Raw genomic sequence first — 16,200 nt, 5'->3', positions numbered from 1 at the left:
GCCCGTGGCACCCGATCGACCGATCCGCGTCCTCCAGCCGTTCGAGAAGCTGCTGCCGACCGCCAACCCCTACATCGTCATGCTGCACCGGGCACTCGAGTCCACGTCGGGGGTCGAACCGCTGTTCTTCTCCTACGGTCGCGCGCTGCGGGGCGGCTACGACGTCGTCCACCTGCACTGGCCGGAGACGAGGCTCTCCGGTCGGACGCGTCCCCGCCGCATCGTGCGGCGCGCGCTGGCGTTCGCGTTCCTGGCGCGCGTCCGGCTGTTCCGGGTCCCGATCGTCCGCACGGTCCACAACCTCGAGCTGCCCACCGGGATGACCCGCCTCGACTACCTGTACCTGCGCCTGGTCGACCGGTGGACGACGCTGCGGATCGGGCTCAACGAGACCACCCCGCTGCCCCCGGGCACACCGGCCGTGACCGTCCTGCTCGGGCACTACCGCGACTGGTTCGCGGGCGCGGCGCACGAGGAGGCGCAGGCGGGGCGCATCGGCTACGCCGGGCTCGTCCGCCGGTACAAGAACGTCGAAGGGCTGGTCGCCGCGTTCGTAGAGGCGCACGCGCAGGACGAGACCCTCTCGCTGGTCGTGGCGGGCAAGCCGTCCACGGCCGAGCTCGAGCGCGACGTGCGCGCGGCCGCGGCGGGCGACGACGCCGTGACGTTCGACCTGCGCTACCTGGACGACGCGGACCTCGTGCGCGTGGTGACGTCCTGCGAGCTCGTCGCGCTGCCGTTCCGGCACATGCACAACTCCAGCACGATCCTGCTGGCCCTCTCGCTGGACCGTCCCGTGCTGGTGCCCAGGAACGACGCGAACGCCGCCATCGCCGCGGAGGTCGGCCCCGGCTGGATCCACATGTTCGACGGGGACCTGTCGGGCCGCCAGCTCCAGGACGCCGTGCGTGCCGCCCGGCTCCCGCGCTCCGACCGGCCCGACCTGTCCCGGCGCGGCTGGGCCGCCGTGGGCACGGCTCATCGCGACGCGTACGTTCGCGCGTTGCGGGCGCGTCGCGGCTGACCCGCCTCCCGCGCCAGGCGGATGCCGTCGCGCACCCCGCGCCACCCGGCGCGCCACGGCGCGACAGACGTGAGCAGCTGGCGTCGGCCGCCCTGCAGGATCACCGCGCGGGCGGCCGTCGGCGCCGTGCGGAGCCACCGCCGACGGGTCTGCGGGGCGAGCCAGCGGGCGGCGAAGAGCATCCGGTTCCGGATGCTGTAGTAGTAGTACGTCTCCGACTTGGCGCGTGCGCTCCGCCTGTCCTGGGTGCCCCCCTCGTCGTGCACGGCCGTGGCCGCGTGCTCGACGACCAGCCGTCCGCCGGCCCGCAGGACCCGGTGGGAGAAGTCGACGTCCTCCCAGTAGAGGAAGTAGTCCTCGTCGAAGCCGCCCACCCGCGCCCACAGGCCCGCGCCGAAGGCGAGGCACGCCCCGGACAGCCACTCCTCGTACGAGTCGGGCTCGGCCCCCGGCGGCCGGCGCGAGCTGGCGCGCATGGTCCCGTCGTGCAGCACCAGGTCCGTGGTCCCGAGCGCGTACGGCGACCCGTCGGGTCGCACGATCCGCGGCGCCACGAGCGCGTCCGGTTCACGCCGGACGCGGTCCACCAGGGTGTCGAGGTCGCCGGCAGCGATCGCGAGATCCGGGTTGAGCACGACGACGGCCGTGGCGTCCAGCTCGACGGCGCGCGCGACGCCCAGGTTCGCGCCGCCGCCGAAGCCCACGTTGGTGGCCGGCGCCACCAGCTCCCACCCGGAGGCTGCCGCGAGCGCCCGCACCTGGTCGCGCTCGGCGTCGCTCCGGTAGCTGTCCACCACCACGACGATCAGGTCGTCCCGCGGCCCCCGCTCGGACCGCACGGTGGCGGCGAGGTTCGTCGCGAGCAGCTCGTGCGAGCCGTAGTTCACGACGACCACACCGGTCCGGCCGGTCGACGTCATGCCGGGACGCGCGATCGCGACAGCTCTCGCACCTCGACGAACCACTTGCGCAGGGCCAGGACCAGGTAGCCGGCGGTGCACGCGGTCAGGGCGGCGTAGACCCACAGGAACGCCGCCGTGCTGCCGTACAGCAGGAAGCTCAGGCACAGGAGGCCGTAGTCCGTCGGCATCACGAGCACGGACCGCAGCCACGGGGAGCGACCGCCCGTCGCCGCCTGCGACACGACGCCGTGCGCCCGGCGCAGCTGCTCCGTGAGGATCATCGCGAAGAACAGGGCCGACCCGACGACCGCGTTGGCGATCGGGACCAGCAGCCAGCCGTCGGACACGTCGGTGAAGCGGTAGCTCCCCACGAGCAGGGCGAGGGGCAGTGCGGCGATCTTGGTGGCGTCGACCACGTGGTCGAGCCACTCCCCGGCGGCGCTGCCCGTCCCCGTCAGGCGGGCGACCTGACCGTCCGCGGAGTCCCACGCGTACCCCAGGACGAGCAGGGCGCTCACGACGACGCCCACGGTCCACGACGGCGGAACCAGGGCCAGCAGCGCGACGCCGCTGAACGTGAAGAGCGCGCTGATCCCGGTCACCGCGTTGGGCGAGAGCCCGCGCTGGTACGCCCACGCCGCGAGCACCCGGCCGAGCTTGCGGTTCACGAAGCGCGAGTACGCGGGCGCGCTGCGTGCGGCACCCTTCTGCGCCGAGCCGAGCCGCCGCAGCGTCTCGGCGTAGGTCTCGGTCATCGCGCTGCTCCAGAGGGTCGGGTGCCCCGGCGCGCCGTCCGGCGCGGCCCGGGGGTGGATCGGGAGTGCAGCGCGTAGGCCAGGCGCTCGTACCCGTCGGCGACCTCGTCCCAGTCGTACTCGCCGGCCCGCCCCTGCAGCCGTTTGCCCCGGGCCAGCTCGCCGTCGGTGTCGCGCTCGGCGCGGACCACGGCCGCGGCGACGTCGGCGGGCGTCCGGAAGTACTCCCCGTCGGCCCGCAGCACCTCGCGGTTGAAGTCCACGTCGTAGGCGATCGTGGCCGCACCCGCGCCGATGGCCCGCAGGAGCGACGGGTTGGTCCCGCCGACGGAGTGCCCGTGCAGGTACGTCAGGGCGTTGCCGTAGAGCTGGTCGAGCAGGTCCTGGTCCCAGACTCCGCCCACCAGCCGCACCCGCGGGTCGCCGGCCGCGAGCGCCCGGATGCGCGCCGTGTACGCGTCGGAGTACGGCGCGGAGCCCACGACGACGAGCGGCAGCGCGGCGTCGCTCGCGACGAACCCCTCGACGATGCGGTCCACGTGGTTCTCCGGCTCGAACCGGGCGACCACGAGGTGGAACCCGTGCCGCTCGAGGCCGAGCTCGGGGAGCCGGTCGCTCACCGGGTCCGTCAGGACCGGTGCCCCGTAGCTGATCAGGGTCGTGGGGACGCCGTACTCGGCGCTGTAGTAGTCGCTGATGCCCTGCGCGTCGGCGATCAGGGCGTCCGACATCCGCACCGACGCCGTCTCCGCCGCCCGGTAGTACCGGCGACCCGTCGGTCCCCACTTCGCGCGCTTCCACTCCAGGCCGTCGACGTGCGTGGCCACCGGGACGCGCGCCGCGCGCAGGACCGGCAGCCACGGGGCGTTCGCCGCGTTGAAGACCATCGCCACGTCGGTCCGGTGCGTCAGCAGGTGCAGGGCCGACAGCCCGGTGTGGCTCAGCGTCTCCAGCGAGCGCTGCCGCAGTGCGGGCAGCGTGACCAGCTCCATGCCGCGGTACACCTCGGTGGTCTCCGAGTTCCCCGTGCGGCAGTACACCCGCACGGCGTGCCCCCGGGCGGCGAGCCGGGTGCCGATCTCCTCGACCGCCGTCTCGAAGCCCCCGTACCGCGCCGGGACCCCGCGGGTTCCCACCATGGCGACCGACAGGGGCATCAGGCGACACCCTCCACGGCCACGCCCACGGTGAGGAACTGGCGCAGCATGGTCGACGAGGTCGACGCCGTGTACGGGAGGTAGACGACCAGCGCCCCGAGCTCGGCCATCTCGGCCTCCAGCCGCTCTCCCTTGGGCGTGCCCTTCCAGTCGTCGCCCTTGAAGAGGACGTCGAAGGGGTGGGCGTGCCAGGCGACCCGCTTGTCCTGGGAGAAGTCGGACACCACGTCGTCGACGAACCTGAGGCTGGCGACGAGCTCCATGCGCTCATGATGCGGGATGACCGGGAGCCGGCCCTTCATCGCCAGCAGCGAGTCGTCGACGGCCACGCCGACCACCAGGCGGTCGCACCGCGCCCGAGCCGCGCGCAGCACGTTGAGGTGACCGATGTGCAGCATGTCGAAGCCGCCCGGCACGTAGCCGACGACGCCACCCTCGCGCTCGCGGTGCATCTGGTCTCCTTGTCCACGCATCGGGGTCTGCTGTCGGCCGGCCGGTGCCGACGGGTGCGCCTCTCGGCGACGCTCAGTACGCGCCGGAACCGCCGAGCACGGCGCGCCCGGTCTTCCACAGGATCATCAGGTCCATGGCCACCGACCAGTTGTCGACGTAGCGCAGGTCGAGCCGCACGGACTCGTCCCAGTCGAGGTCGGAGCGTCCGCTGACCTGCCACAGACCGGTGAGGCCCGGCTTGACCCGCAGACGGCGGTGCACCTCGTCCTCGTACTGCCGGACCTCGGACTCGAGCGGCGGCCGCGGTCCGACGAGCGACATGTCGCCGCGCACCACGTTCCAGAGCTGCGGGAGCTCGTCGAGCGAGTACTTGCGCAGCACGCGGCCGACCGTGGTGACGCGCGGGTCCCTGCGCATCTTGAACAGCACGCCGTTGCCCTCGCTCTGCGCGAGCAGCGCGTCCCGGCGGGCGTCGGCGTCGACGTACATGGTCCGGAGCTTCCAGATGGTGAAGGGGGCACCGTCCACGCCGACGCGGGTCTGGCGGAAGAACGCCGGGCCGGCCGAGGTGAGGCGGATGGCGAGCGCGGCGCCGAGCAGGACCGGCAGCACGGCCAGCAGCCCGAGGGTCGCGAGCGTCATGTCGATCACCGACTTGGCGACCAGCCGCCGTCGTGGCGAGTCCACCTCCACCTCGAGCAGGGACAGCCCCGCCGTCGGACGCACGGTGAGGCGCGGTCCGGAGACCTCCACGATGTCGGGCGCGACGACCATGTGCGCACCGGCCCGGCCGAGGGCCCAGGACAGCCGGCGCAGGGCGTCCCCGCTGAGGGTGGACCCCGTGACGATGACGACCTCGGCGGCCCGGTCGGCGACGACCTGGACGACGTCCGCGGTCCCGCCGACCACCGGGACGCCGTCGATCGCGACCCCCGCGGACAGGTCGGGCAGGCACACGCCGTCCACCCGGTACCCGTGGTGGGCGGCCCGGGCGAGGTCGGCGATCACGCGGCGGGCGGAGCCCTCGTCGCCGACGAGGATCGTGCTCATCATCGCGGACCCGTCGCGGCGGATGCCGTGCAGCCGCCGCCGGTGCAGGTGACGGGCCAGGCACGCGAGGCCGGCGAGGGCCGGCACGCCGACGAGCACGAGCTCGCGCGGCACGTCGACACCCAGCAGGAAGCCGAGGACCATCAGGAGGATCGCGAGCGCGACGGACGAGCGCAGGACCGACTGGAACTCGCGGGGTCCGTCACCCAGGAGCTCACGGCGATAGCCCTGCCCGAGAGCGACCGAGGCGACGAACACGGCGGCACCGCCTGCCGCCAGCGCGGCGGCGAGGGCCAACGAGTAGTGGGGTGCGAGCAGCGCGGCGCCGACGCCGGTCGCGACGAACGCGTCGAGCCCGGCGGTCGCCACGGCGTACCGGGGACCGACCGAGCGCCAGGCGAGCGCGCGCAGCGACGGGTCCGCGTTCAGCGGGGTGCGGCGACGCTCGAACGGCTGGCGCGACGCCCATGACCTGCGCGGCTGCGTCGAGGCGCGTCTGCGCTCGAACGACTCTCCGGACCAGTCGGCACCGCGGTCGGCGGTCAGTGTCATCTTGCTCCCCCGTTCGACACGATCGTCGTGACTAACGGAGGCTATAGGCGGATTTCGACCGTAAGGGCACCTTCTGTCCGATTTCACCCCTTTTCGTGGCGATTCACCCACCAAGGGGTGAAGGGCCGGTGAACGGCCCCGGACGGCCTGGTCAGGCCTTGGTGTGGAACTTCAGCTGCGCGGCCTCGAGCCCCTGGGTGATCAGCAGCTCGACGGCGTCGGCGGCCGCGTCGACCAGCCACGGGAGGTCCTTCAGCTCGCTCTTCGCGAAGTCCCGGAGCACGTAGTCGGCGGGGTCCATGCGCCCGGGAGGCCGCCCGACGCCGACCCGCACGCGCAGGTAGTCCTTGGAGCCCAGCGCCTTGCTCGTGTCCCGGAGGCCGTTGTGGCCGCCCTCGCCGCCGCCGCGCTTGAGGCGGACGTCCGCGAAAGGGATGTCGAGCTCGTCGTGCACCAGCACCGTGCGCTCGAGCGGCACGTCGTAGTACTTGGCGAGCGCCGCGACGGGCCCGCCCGAGACGTTCATGTAGGTGGTCGGCTTGGCGAGCACCACGCGCGGCCCCGGGGCGCCACCGGGCAGCACCCCGAGCCTGGCCTCCGCGACGGCGGCCTGCGGCCGGCGCGACAGCAGGCCCGACGCGCGCGCGCCGAACGTCACGCCGGTGCGCCGCGCGAGCTCGTCGAGCACCATCTGCCCGACGTTGTGCCGGTTGCCCGCGTACTGCGGTCCGGGGTTGCCGAGGCCGACGACCAGCCAGGGTCCGTCGCTCATCGGTGGGTCTCCTCGTGCGGGTTCGGGGCGGGCACGACGACGCCCGGCACCGTCAGGAACGGTACCGGGCGTCGCGGGACTACTGGGCGGCTCAGGCCTCGGCTGCAGCGGCGGACGCGGCCGACTGCGACGCAGCCAGGTCCGCGGCAGCCTCGTCGGCCGCGACGTCCTCGGCCGAGGCGTGCGGGACGCTGATCGCGATGACCGTGAGGTCCGGGTCGCTGAGCAGGGTGGCACCCTCGGGCAGGGGGATCTCGCCGGCGGTGATGGTGGCACCACCGGTCAGGCCCTCGATCGAGACCTGGACCTCGGTGGGGATGTGCGTGGCCTCCACCTCGAGCGACAGCGCCTGCGTCTCGAAGACGTGGATCGTGCCGGGGTAGGACTCGCCCACGACGTGGACCTGGACGTCGACGGCGACCTTCTCGCCCTTCGTCACGATGAGCAGGTCCACGTGCTCGATCGTGTTCTTCACGACGTCGCGCTGGACGTCCTTGGTGATGGCCAGTGTGGTCTTGCCGTCGAGCTCGACGGCGAACAGCGCGTTGGCCTGCTTGACCGCGAGCATCGTCTCGTGGCCCGGGAGCGCGACGTGCAGCGGGTCGGAGCCGTGCCCGTACAGGACGGCCGGAACCTGGTGCGCGCGGCGCAGCCGACGGGCCGCGCCCTTGCCGAACTCGGTGCGGGTGGTGGCGACCAGCTTGATCTCGGACACGTGTACTCCCCAGTGCTGACGTCGGCGCAGTGTCGCCGACGTGACGGTGTGATGGCGTGGCGTGCGCGGCGGACGCCGGGCGACGCAGGTTCGACAGTGGTGGTGGCCTCGACGCGGGACGCAGGACGGGCACGCGGAGGCGCTCGCCCAGTCGATCACGGAGCGCAGGTGGTCGTCAGACTTTGCCGACCGTCCTTCGTCCCTCGCCGAGGCAACCTGAAGAGACTACCTGAGACGGGTGGCCCGCCCCAACTTCGAGATCCGTCCGCCTACGGCTCGCGTCCCGGCGCAGCTGCGCCCGACGGGGCGGCCGCGAGCACCGCGCCGGCCGTCGGCGCCGCCGTGCCCGCGGGGGGTGTCAGCCCGAGCCGCCGGGACAGGGCACGACCCGTCGCCTGGGACGCCAGGTGCGCGGGACGCTCGACCACGCGGTAGAAGCCCTCACCGACGAGCAGGACGACGGCGACCACCGGGACGAGCACGAGCATCCACGGCAGCCAGCCATCCACCGCGAGCAGCAGCGCCGCCGCGACGATCAGCGGCTCGTGCGTCAGGTAGATGCTGAACGACCGGGACCCGGCCCAGCCCAGCGACCGGGTGGTCAACAGAGCGTGGACCGGTGGCGACTCCAGCGCGACGGCCATCACGAGCACGACGCCCACGAGCGAGCATGCGAGCCACACGGGTGCGAGGTCCGGGAAGCGGGGCCCCAGACCGGGCACCCACAGAAGGAACGCGGCCCCGAGGACGTACGGCCACCACGACCGGACGCGGGCGCCCCAGGCCCTGATGGCGTCGAGTCTCATCGCGAGGAGCATCCCCAGGCCGAACACCGGCAGGTACTCGAGCAGCCCACCCGTGAGCCCGGAGGCCGGCAGCGCGCTGCGGACCCCGGGGACGAGCGAGACGCACGAGATCGCGACCAGGAGCGCCATCGCGGGGAGCCACCAGCGGTCCGCGCGGACCAGCCTGATCAGGAACCAGAGCACCGGTAGCAGCAGCGAGAACCACACCTCCCACGTGAGCGACCACAGCGGCGAGTTGACGCTGGACGTGCCCAGCAGCAGGTAGCTCGTCCTGACGGTGCTCTGCACCGTCGGGTCCGCATGGTCCTGGAGCCAGGCGCTGTCCGCCGACGAGTCGCGCGGCACCAGCAGGGCGAGCGCGACGGCGACGGCGATCGACCCCCACACCGGCAGGTAGAGGCGCAGGAGCCGGCGCGGGTAGTACACCGCCCAGTGCCGCAGGGTCGTCGCACCCCGCAGCAGCGGCAGCGTGAGGACGAAACCGCTGAGCGCGAAGAATACGAGGACGGCCTCGTGGCCCGGGACGAGCAGGCGCAACGGCCCCTCCGCGAACCACCACTGGACAGTCGAGGGCGGCGAGGTCTCGTCTGCCACGTAGAACGCCGCGAAGGCCGGGACGGCGAGCATCGCGTGGTAGGCCACGACGCTCAGCGCGGCCAGGCCGCGAAGGCCGTCGAGCGACTCGAATCGCCGCGGCTCGTTCTTCATGGCGCATCATCGACGGCTCGACGACCGGCCGGTCAAGGATGAAACCGGTCAGAAACGCACGATCCGGACGTGTGTCACCCGTGCGGCCCCCGCCGCACGGTCCGGGTGCTCAGGCCTGGCCGTCGAAGAGCGACGTCACCGAGCCGTCGTCGAACACCTCGCGGATGGCCCGCGCGATGAGGGGTGCGATCGACAGCACCGTCAGCTGCGGGAAGCGGCGGTCCTCGGCGATGGGCAGCGTGTCCGTGATGACGACCTCGCGCGCACCGCAGTTCTGCAGGCGGTCGACGGCGGGGTCCGAGAGCACCCCGTGCGTCGCGGCGACGATGACGTCCTTGGCGCCGGCCTCCATGAGCACGCGCACCGCGCCGGTGATCGTCCCGGCGGTGTCGATGAGGTCGTCGACGAGCACGCAGCTGCGGCCCTCGACGTCACCGACCACGCGGTTGGCGACCGTCTTGTTGGGGCTGCGGATGTCGCGCGTCTTGTGCACGAACGCCAGCGGTCCGCCGCCCAGCTTGGCGGCCCACTGCTCGGCCACGCGGATGCGCCCGGCGTCGGGCGAGACGACCGTGACGTTGGAGGTGTCGACGCGGCTGCGCACGTACTCCGTGAGGATCGGCATGGCCCACAGGTGGTCCACGGGGCCGTCGAAGAAGCCCTGGATCTGCGCGGCGTGCAGGTCGACGCTCATCAGGCGGTCGGCGCCGGCGGTCCGGAAGAGGTCCGCCATGAGCCGCGCGGAGATCGGCTCGCGGCCGCGGTGCTTCTTGTCCTGACGCGCGTAGCCGTAGAACGGCGCCACCACGGTGATCGTCTTGGCCGACGCCCGCTTGAGCGCGTCGACCATGAGCAGCTGCTCCATGATCCACGTGTTGATCGGCGACGAGTGCGACTGCAGCACGAACGTGTCGGCGCCGCGCACGGACTCCCCGAACCGGGTGTAGATCTCCCCGTTCGCGAACTCGTAGGTGGTGGTCGGCAGCAGGTCGATCCCGAGGTGGGTCGCGACACTGGTGGCCAGGTCGGGGTGTGCCCGTCCCGTGAGGAGCACGAGACGCTTCTCGCCGTCCGAGGAGATGATCCCGGTCATCGTGCGGAGTCCTTCGCGGTCGAGCCGGAGTCCGGCAGGGCAGGCGGCGGGGTCGGTGGTACGTCGGCGGCGGCGGCCGTGGCGCGTCCGCGCTCGGCACGGGCCTGGGGGGAGAGCTCGTCGTCGACCGACGGCCGGGCGACGGCCGCGGCGGCCGGGGTCCCGGCGCGTGCGCGCAGGACCCAGCCCTCGATGTTGCGCTGGGCACCGGCGCTGACGCCGAGCGCCCCGGAGGGCACGTCGCGACGGATCACGCTGCCGGCCCCCGTGTACGCGCCGTCACCGATGGTGACCGGCGCGACGAACATGTTGTCGGCCCCCGTGCGGGCGTGCGAGCCGATGGTGGTGTGGTGCTTGTTGACGCCGTCGTAGTTGACGGTCACCGACGCGGCGCCGATGTTCGTGTACTCGCCGATGGTCGCGTCTCCCACGTAGGACAGGTGCGGGATCTTGGAGCCGGTACCGATCTGCGCGTTCTTGGTCTCCACGAACGTGCCGATCCTGCCGCTCTCCCCCAGCACGGTCCCGGGACGCAGGTACGCGAACGGGCCGACCCGAGCATCCGGTCCAATCACCGCCAGCGACCCGTGCGTCCGCACGACGCTCGCCCGCTCGCCGACCTCGACGTCGGTCAGCGTGGTGTCGGGGCCGACCGTCGCACCCTCGCGGACGACGGTGGCGCCGTGCAGCTGCGTGCCCGGCAGGATCGTGACGTCGCGCTCGAGCTCGACGTCCACGTCGACCCACGTGCTTGCCGGGTCGACGACCGTCACGCCCTCGCGCATCCAGCCCTCGAGGATGCGGCGGTTCATCTCCGCGCGCAGCACCGACAGCTGGACGCGGTCGTTGACACCCTCGACCAGCACCGGGTCGTCGGTCTGCAGCGCCCGCACGTGACCGCCGTCGGCCCGCGCGATCGCCAGCACGTCGGTCAGGTAGACCTCGCCCTGGGCGTTGTCGCGGCCCAGCCGGCCCAGCGCCGAGCGCAGCACCGTGGCGTCGAAGACGTAGATCGAGGAGTTGATCTCGGTGATCGCGCGCTGGGCGTCGTCGGCGTCCTTCTCCTCGACGATGCCGAGGACGTCACCCGTGCCGGGCTCGCGCAGGATGCGGCCGTACCCCGTGGGGTCCGCCACCTGGGTGGTGAGCACCGTCACGGCGTTGCCGTCCGCGTGGTGGGCCTCGAGCAGCTCCTGCAGCGTGCCCGCGTCGAGCAGCGGGACGTCGCCGGCGATGACGACGACGGCCCCCTGGACCTGGGCGTGCGTGGCCGACCCGACGGTCGTGTCCGCCGCCGCGGCGGCCTGGGCGGCGGCGTCGAGCGCCGTCATCGCGACCTGGACCGCACGGCCCGTGCCGGGGATGTCGTCCTGGTCGGCCAGCAGCGCGTGCGGGTCGACCTCGGCCACGTGGGCCGCGACCTGGTCACGCTCGTGCCGGACGACGACCAGCACACGGCCGGGATCGAGCCCGCGGGCGGTGGCCAGTGCGTGACCGAGCATGCTGCGGCCGGCCAGGGTGTGCAGGACCTTGGGAGTCGCCGAGCGCATCCGGGTTCCTTCACCTGCGGCGAGGATGACGACGGCGGCTGGGCGGGGGAACGTCACCTGGGGGTGCTCCTCGCGGATCTGCCCGGAGATCGGGCGGTGAATCTCGTGCGCACCGTGCACTCTACCGCCGCGCACGGACCCCTCAGGCCGGGTCAGGCCGCGTCCGGGTCGTCAGGGGGAAGCCGTGCGCCCAGGAGGCCCGGGCTCCGCGGCGCCAGGGCCACTGGCCGGGATGCTCCGCCCCCAGGATTCGAACCTGGACTGCACGGCTCCAAAGGCCGGCGTGCTGCCGTTACACCAGGGCGGACCGACGCCCCCACACGTCGCGGTCGCCAATTCTGCCAGGGTTCTGCCGGGCTCCGCGGACCAGTCACGGCATGATGGGCGCGTGGCCACCGACAACAAGCGCATGCCCCGCGCCCGCATGACAGGGGCGCAGCGGCGCGCGCAGCTGGTGGACGTGTCACGGCGCCTGTTCGCGGAGAAGGGTTTCGACGGCACGAGCATCGAGGAGATCGCCGCCCGCGCCGAGGTCTCCAAGCCCGTCGTCTACGAGCACTTCGGCGGCAAGGAAGGCATCTACGCGGTCGTCGTCGACCGCGAGGTCCAGGCCCTGACCGGCGCGCTGACCAGCGCGCTCGAGGTCGGGGGCCACCCGAAGGCGCTCGTCGAGCGGACCGCGCTGGCGCTCCTCGGGTACATCGAGACGTCCGAGGACGGCTTCCGGATCCTGGTCCGCGACTCCCCCGTCGCGCAGGCGACCGGAACGTTCTCCAGCCTGATCGGGGACGTGGCCTCGCAGGTCGAGCACCTGCTGGCGGACGAGTTCAAGAAGCAGGGGCAGGACCCCAAGACCGCGCCGATCTACGCCCAGATGCTCGTCGGCATGGTCGCCCTGACGGGTCAGTGGTGGCTCGACGCGCGCAGCCCGAGCAAGAACGTGGTCGCGGCGCACCTGGTCAACCTCGCCTGGAACGGGCTGTCGGCGCTCGAGCGCAGGCCCACGCTGACGCGCAGCTGACGGACGTCCTCGCCGGGATCTCTGTTGACGTCGAGTAATCTCCTGAGCATGGTGGCAGGCACGTCCCCGGACGCCCCGGGGTCCCGCGACGAGGTCGATCGCATCGTCCTCGCCTGGGAGCGCGAGCGGCCGGACCTGGACGTCCGCCCCCTGACGGTCCTGTCCCGCGTCAGCCGGCTGGCCCGGCACCTCGACCTGGCGCGCCGCTCGGCGTTCGCGCGGCACGACCTCGAGACGTGGGAGTTCGACGTGCTGTCCGCGCTGCGCCGCGCCGGTGCGCCGTACCGGCTCTCACCCGGTGCGCTGCTCACGCAGACGCTGGTGACCAGCGGCACCATGACCAACCGCATCGACCGGCTGGCGGAGCACGGGCTGGTCGAGCGGATGCCCGCCCCGGACGACCGTCGCGGCGTCCTGGTCCAGCTCACGCCGGCAGGACTGGCCCGGGTGGACGCCGCCTTCGCCGACCTGCTGGACGTCGAGCGTGGCCTGCTGGGCGACCTCGACGAGGCCGACCGCGACCGGTTGGCCGATCTGCTGCGCGAGGTGACCGCGCCCTTCGACGCGTCGTGAGGGCATGACCGCCGCACGGTCCGCCGCCCGCGGCGTGCTGCTCGCCGCCGTCCTGCTGTACGCGCTCAACCTGCGCGCGCCGATCACCGCGCTCGCCCCCGTGGTGGACGACGTCCGCACGGGCCTCGGCCTGACCGCCGCGGGTGTGGGCCTGCTCACCGGGATCCCCGTCCTGTGCTTCGCGCTGGCCACACCCCTCATGGCGGTGCTGCTGGGCCGCCTCGGCACCGGGCGTGTCGTCGCCGCCTCGCTGGTCACGATCCTGGTCGGCACGGTGCTCCGGGTCTCCGACGGCTTCGGCACCGCCCTGGTGGGCACGGTGCTCATCGGGGTCGCCATCACCGCGGGCAACGTCGCCGTCCCCGTGGTGATCAGCCGCGACTTCCCGGGGCACGTGCCGCGCGTCACCGGCCTGTACACCGCGGCGCTCAACGGCGGCAGCGTGCTGACCACCACCCTGACCGCGCCCCTCGCCGACCTCGTCGGCTGGCGGTGGGCGCTCGCGTCGTGGGGTCTGCTCGCCGTGGTGGCGCTCGTGGCCTGGCAGCGCGCGTTCCCGGTCGGGCGCCCCGAGCCGGTCGTCGTGGTGGCCGCATCCGCGGCCCCCGCGGTGTGGCGCAGGCCGGTCACGTGGTTCCTGGCCGTCGCGTTCGCGGGGCAGTCGTTCAGCTACTTCGCGATCAGCGCCTGGCTCCCGTCGGTGCTGCAGGACACGCTCGGGCTCGAGCGGGCCGCGTCCGGTGGCGCCGCGGCCTTCTTCCAGCTGTTCGGGATGCTCGGCGGGATCGCTGTGCCCGTCGCCCTGGGTCGGCGCGCGCCCGTCGCTGCCGTCTCCGCCGTGATCGTGCTCGGGTGGCTGACGCTCCCCGTGGGTCTGCTGCTGGCCCCGTCGTGGTGGGCCCTGTGGTGCACGTTCGCGGGCGTCGCGCAGGGCGGGAACTTCGCCGTCATCTTCACGGTGATCGCGTCGACCGCCGGCTCCCCCGCCGCCGCGCGCCGGATGTCGGCGACCGTGCAGACCGTCGGCTACAGCTGCGCCGCGCTCGGCCCGAGCGTCCTCGGTGCCGTGCACACTTCCAGCGGCGGGTGGACCGCGCCCCTGCTCGTCGAGCTGGGTGCGCTGGTGACCATGGGGGTCGCGTCGGCGCTCGGCCTGCGCAGCATGCGCCGCGAGGCCTGACGAGCCCGGTGCCGCACCCGGGCCACCGTCCGTCAGCCGACGATCTCGGCGGCCTCCAGCCAGGCGGCCTCGAGCTCGTCCTTCTCGGCGGCGAGCGCCCGCAGCTCCGCGTCGAGCGCGGTCACGGCCTGGTGGTCGGTCGCCTGCTCGGACATGCGCTGGTGCAGGACCGCCTCCTGGTCCGCGATCCGCGACAGCCGGCGCTCGATCCGGGCGATCTCCTTGCGCGCGGTGCGCAGGTCGGCGGCGGACACCTCGGTCGCCGCGGCCGGCGGGTCGGTCCGCGCCTGGGCGCTCAGCGGTGACGCGGCCGTCGCGGTCCCGCCGCCGACGAGCGCGGTCCGCCGCAGGTCCAGGTACTGCTCGACGCCGCCGGGCAGCTGGCGGAGCAGGCCGTCGCCCAGCAGCGCCATCTGGGTGTCGCACACGCGCTCGAGCAGGTACCGGTCGTGCGAGACGACGATCAGCGTCCCCGGCCAGCCGTCGAGCAGGTCCTCGAGCGCGGCCAGGGTGTCGGTGTCCAGGTCGTTGGTCGGCTCGTCGAGCAGCAGCACGTTGGGCTCGCCGACGAGCAGGCGCAGCAGCTGCAGCCGGCGGCGCTCGCCACCGGACAGGTCGCGCACCGGCGTGCGGGAGCGCTCGCGGTCGAACCCGAGGCGCTCGACCAGCTGGGCCGCGGTCAGCTCCTTGCCGTCGACGACGACCGAGCGCTTCTCGCTCTCGATCACCTCGATCACCCGCAGGTCGGCCAGCTCGTCCAGGTCCTCGACGTCCTGGGTCAGCTCGGCCACCTGCACCGTCTTGCCGCGCTTGACCCGGCCTGTCGTCGGCTGCTGCCGCCCGGACAGCAGCCGCAGCAGCGTGGTCTTGCCCGCGCCGTTGACCCCGACCAGGCCGATCCGGTCGCCCGGACCCAGCCGCCACGTGATGTCGTGCAGGAGCACCCGGTCGCCGTAGACCACCGAGGCGTCCTCGATGTCGAGCACGTCCTTGCCCAGCCGGGCGGTCGCCATCCGGGTCAGGCTCAGCTGGTCGCGCGGCGGCGGCTCGTTCTCGATCAGCGCGTTGGCCGCGTCGATGCGGAACTTCGGCTTGGAGGTGCGGGCCGGTGCGCCGCGGCGCAGCCAGGCGAGCTCCTTGCGCAGCAGGTTCTGCCGCTTCTCCTCGGTGGTCGACGCCGTGCGTGCCCGCTCGGCGCGCGCCAGCACGTAGGCGGCGTACCCGCCGTCGTACTGGTCGACCGTCCCGTCGTGCACCTCCCACGTCCGGGTGCAGACCGCGTCGAGGAACCAGCGGTCGTGCGTGACGACCACGAGGGCACCGTTCGAGCGCGTGTACCGCTCGACCAGGTGGGCGGCGAGCCACGCCACCCCCTCGACGTCGAGGTGGTTGGTCGGCTCGTCGAGGACGAGCACCTCGTCGTCACGGACCAGCAGCGCGGCCAGGGCGACCCGGCGGCGCTGGCCGCCGGAGAGGCTCGCGACGTCGGCGTCCAGCGCCACGTCCGCCAGCAGCCCGGCGTGCACCGAGCGGATGCGGGAGTCGCTGGCCCAGGCGTGCTCGTCGGCGGACCCGTGCACGACGTCGAGGACGGTGCTGCCCGGCAGCAGGTCGTCGCGCTGGTCGAGCACGGCCACGCGCACGCCGCTGAGCCGCGTGACGCGGCCGTCGTCGGGCTCCTGCAGGCCGGACAGGACGCGCAGCAGGGTGGACTTGCCGGCGCCGTTGGGGCCGACGACGCCGATCCGCTGGCCGTCGTCCAGCCCGAGCGAGACCTCGTCAAGAAGGGTGCGCGTACCCAGCGCCAGCGTGACGCGATCCGCGCCGAGTAGGTGAGCCATGTCCTGTGAAGGTTACCCGCCCCCGCGCACCGCTACGTGCCCACGGCC

At 73.2% G+C, this 16,200-nt stretch carries 15 protein-coding genes and 1 tRNA gene; 4 read left to right on the top strand and 12 right to left on the bottom strand.

The window, feature by feature from the left end; genetic code table 11:
* Positions 1 to 4 precede the first annotated feature (4 nt).
* The gene (locus KG102_RS03055; RefSeq protein ID WP_208290519.1) at positions 5 to 1,024 is read left to right on the top strand and encodes a glycosyltransferase; all 1,020 of its coding nucleotides are present in this window, start codon (positions 5 to 7) and stop codon (positions 1,022 to 1,024) included.
* Here KG102_RS03055 and KG102_RS03050 read toward each other — a convergent pair.
* The 11 genes from KG102_RS03050 to KG102_RS03000 all read right to left on the bottom strand — a co-directional run bounded on the left by KG102_RS03050 (position 979) and on the right by KG102_RS03000 (position 11,844).
* Entirely contained in the window at positions 979 to 1,944 is a 966-nt protein-coding gene (locus KG102_RS03050) for a glycosyltransferase (RefSeq protein ID WP_208290520.1), read from the bottom strand. The genes KG102_RS03055 and KG102_RS03050 overlap by 46 nt on opposite strands.
* A complete protein-coding gene (locus KG102_RS03045) occupies positions 1,941 to 2,681 on the bottom strand; it encodes a CDP-alcohol phosphatidyltransferase family protein (RefSeq protein WP_208290521.1) in 741 nt (246 codons plus the stop codon). The genes KG102_RS03050 and KG102_RS03045 overlap by 4 nt, the downstream gene beginning before the upstream one ends.
* Positions 2,678 to 3,838 carry a DUF1972 domain-containing protein gene (locus KG102_RS03040; RefSeq protein WP_208290522.1) on the bottom strand — a complete coding sequence of 387 codons (1,161 nt, stop codon included), beginning with the start codon at positions 3,836 to 3,838 and terminating at the stop codon, positions 2,678 to 2,680. Before KG102_RS03040 ends, KG102_RS03045 begins: the two co-directional genes overlap by 4 nt.
* Entirely contained in the window at positions 3,838 to 4,290 is a 453-nt protein-coding gene (locus KG102_RS03035; RefSeq protein ID WP_208290523.1) for an adenylyltransferase/cytidyltransferase family protein, read from the bottom strand. Before KG102_RS03035 ends, KG102_RS03040 begins: the two co-directional genes overlap by 1 nt.
* A gap of 73 nt (positions 4,291 to 4,363) precedes the next feature.
* Positions 4,364 to 5,893 (bottom strand): sugar transferase, encoded by a 1,530-nt coding sequence (locus KG102_RS03030; protein WP_208290524.1) that lies wholly within the window; start codon positions 5,891 to 5,893, stop codon positions 4,364 to 4,366.
* A gap of 151 nt (positions 5,894 to 6,044) precedes the next feature.
* Positions 6,045 to 6,665, bottom strand: a complete 621-nt coding sequence (gene pth, locus KG102_RS03025) for an aminoacyl-tRNA hydrolase (RefSeq protein ID WP_208209948.1) — start codon at positions 6,663 to 6,665, stop codon at positions 6,045 to 6,047.
* A gap of 91 nt (positions 6,666 to 6,756) precedes the next feature.
* Entirely contained in the window at positions 6,757 to 7,380 is a 624-nt protein-coding gene (locus KG102_RS03020) for a 50S ribosomal protein L25/general stress protein Ctc (RefSeq protein ID WP_208209949.1), read from the bottom strand.
* A gap of 269 nt (positions 7,381 to 7,649) precedes the next feature.
* On the bottom strand, positions 7,650 to 8,894 hold the full coding sequence (locus tag KG102_RS03015; protein WP_208290525.1) for an acyltransferase family protein: 1,245 nt from the start codon (positions 8,892 to 8,894) through the stop codon (positions 7,650 to 7,652).
* Between the two features lie 109 nt (positions 8,895 to 9,003).
* The gene (locus KG102_RS03010) at positions 9,004 to 9,987 is read right to left on the bottom strand and encodes a ribose-phosphate diphosphokinase (protein ID WP_208209951.1); all 984 of its coding nucleotides are present in this window, start codon (positions 9,985 to 9,987) and stop codon (positions 9,004 to 9,006) included.
* The gene (gene glmU / locus KG102_RS03005) at positions 9,984 to 11,537 is read right to left on the bottom strand and encodes a bifunctional UDP-N-acetylglucosamine diphosphorylase/glucosamine-1-phosphate N-acetyltransferase GlmU (protein WP_243885161.1); all 1,554 of its coding nucleotides are present in this window, start codon (positions 11,535 to 11,537) and stop codon (positions 9,984 to 9,986) included. The genes KG102_RS03010 and glmU overlap by 4 nt, the downstream gene beginning before the upstream one ends.
* A 235-nt stretch (positions 11,538 to 11,772) precedes the next feature.
* A tRNA-Gln gene (locus KG102_RS03000) sits at positions 11,773 to 11,844 on the bottom strand.
* Between the two features lie 117 nt (positions 11,845 to 11,961).
* On the opposite strand from KG102_RS03000, the gene KG102_RS02995 reads away from it, so the two are divergent.
* From KG102_RS02995 to KG102_RS02985, 3 genes are read left to right on the top strand one after another with little or no spacing between them, the layout of a single operon-like run.
* Positions 11,962 to 12,558 (top strand): TetR/AcrR family transcriptional regulator, encoded by a 597-nt coding sequence (locus KG102_RS02995; RefSeq protein WP_208210957.1) that lies wholly within the window; start codon positions 11,962 to 11,964, stop codon positions 12,556 to 12,558.
* A 48-nt stretch (positions 12,559 to 12,606) separates the two neighbouring features.
* On the top strand, positions 12,607 to 13,131 hold the full coding sequence (locus tag KG102_RS02990; RefSeq protein ID WP_208209953.1) for a MarR family winged helix-turn-helix transcriptional regulator: 525 nt from the start codon (positions 12,607 to 12,609) through the stop codon (positions 13,129 to 13,131).
* 4 nt (positions 13,132 to 13,135) lie between these two features.
* Positions 13,136 to 14,311 (top strand): MFS transporter, encoded by a 1,176-nt coding sequence (locus tag KG102_RS02985; protein WP_208209954.1) that lies wholly within the window; start codon positions 13,136 to 13,138, stop codon positions 14,309 to 14,311.
* Between the two features lie 32 nt (positions 14,312 to 14,343).
* Here KG102_RS02985 and KG102_RS02980 read toward each other — a convergent pair whose 3' ends face one another.
* Positions 14,344 to 16,152, bottom strand: a complete 1,809-nt coding sequence (locus KG102_RS02980) for an ABC-F family ATP-binding cassette domain-containing protein (protein ID WP_208290527.1) — start codon at positions 16,150 to 16,152, stop codon at positions 14,344 to 14,346.
* Positions 16,153 to 16,200 lie beyond the last annotated feature (48 nt).

The organism is Cellulomonas fengjieae (genome assembly GCF_018388465.1).
GTDB classification, from domain to species: Bacteria; Actinomycetota; Actinomycetes; order Actinomycetales; family Cellulomonadaceae; genus Cellulomonas; species Cellulomonas fengjieae.
The sequence above is the reverse complement of the archived record's forward strand: the minus strand, read 5'-3'. Positions and strand labels throughout refer to the sequence as shown.